This is a genomic window from Microcystis sp. LE19-84.1B (assembly GCF_027531875.1).
Classification (GTDB): domain Bacteria; phylum Cyanobacteriota; class Cyanobacteriia; order Cyanobacteriales; family Microcystaceae; genus Microcystis; species Microcystis panniformis.
The window spans coordinates 1-1,216 of the sequence record NZ_JAPZSR010000421.1; the positions used below are offsets into that span (position 1 = coordinate 1).

Annotated in this window: 2 protein-coding genes and 1 pseudogene; all 3 read right to left on the reverse strand. The window is 41.0% G+C overall.

Annotation, left to right across the window (positions count from 1 at the left end; genetic code table 11):
* Positions 1-137, reverse strand: a pseudogene (locus O9324_RS23645) (Uma2 family endonuclease); the annotation flags it as partial.
* Positions 138-397: 260 nt separating this feature from the next.
* Positions 398-565, reverse strand: a complete 168-nt coding sequence (locus tag O9324_RS23650) for a DUF29 family protein (protein ID WP_288141473.1) — start codon at positions 563-565, stop codon at positions 398-400.
* A 99-nt stretch (positions 566-664) separates the two neighbouring features.
* Positions 665-1,216: Uma2 family endonuclease (locus O9324_RS23655; protein ID WP_288141474.1), on the reverse strand; the 552-nt coding region annotated here is incomplete at its 5' end.

A 1,216-nucleotide genomic window follows, 5' to 3' on the forward strand; every position in this document is an offset into this window, starting at 1 on the left:
CCTTGAACTGTACGTTCTAATTTTAAGTCACGGTTGACCGCAGCAAGGGCTTCAAACTGTTCAAGGGTGATAGAGAGAGCGATCGCCGTAGGAATTTCTAAGGAGAGGGTTTCGGGTGAGGTAGTAACTGCTAACATAGTCCTTTGATCAGGTGCAACTTATACTATTAAAGATTATTTGTCAAGTTTCTGCACAGAATTCCTGAGCTTGCGCTGAACAAATTCCCGATTTTTTTGGGAAACTTCCACCTCGATCGGGTGGGTTAACTAAATAACAGGTTACAATAGCGAATAATTAACTAAATTTACCTAAAAACCATCGATCGTGTTCTACGCTATTGATTAACGCTTTGCTTTGTTGGGCATTATCTTCATCGATAAAATACCAAACTTTAATTTTAAGGAAGATAGTCAGAATCAAGGATTTCTGCAAGGGCAAAGGGTGATTCAATCGGGAATAAATCAGCAGGGAGTTGATACTTTCTGACAGTATCTTCTCTGGCTGCGTAGAAATCTTCTTGATAAAGACTTTTACTTGAGGAGACTAAAGACTTTTCGATGCTCATTTGATGATGACCTAGAAAAAAGAATTCTTAGATAATTTAGAAGCGAATCCCCGATCTAAAAAAGATTGGCAGAATATCGCAGGATGACCCCTTAAAACATCAGAGCTTTAAATTTAAGCTAAAATTGGGTAAAACATCTTCACCCGATAAATCAGTGGGATTTTCTAAGATATCTACTTCCTTTCCTTGACGATAAATTTCAACTTGCCGATTCTGGGGATCGATTAACCAGCCTAACCTTGCGCCATTGTCCCTATATTCGAGCAGTTTTTTCTGTAATTTGTCAAGACTATCAGATTCAGAGCGCAATTCCACCACAAAATCGGGACAGAGGGGAATAAATCCCTTTTTCTGTTTAGGGGTTAAAGATTCCCAGCGTTCTCGACTCACCCAAGATAGATCGGGAGAACGAATCGCCCCATTTGGTAGTATAAATCCGGTGGAAGAGTCAAACCCGACTCCTAAAGCTTCATTTTCTTCGCACCAGCGACCCAGTTGAGTCGTTAAGCTAAAATTACGCTGTCCTGATTCGCCACCTGTCGGGGGATTCACGATTAATTCTCCTTGAACTGTACGTTCTAATTTTAAGTCACGGTTGACCGCAGCAAGGGCTTCAAACTGTTCAAGGGTGATAGAGAGAGCGATCGCCGT

Bases quoted from the DNA above. Each gene is read 5' to 3' on its own strand.
- O9324_RS23650 (WP_288141473.1), bottom strand. From the start codon at position 565: ATGAGCATCGAAAAGTCTTTAGTCTCCTCAAGTAAAAGTCTTTATCAA.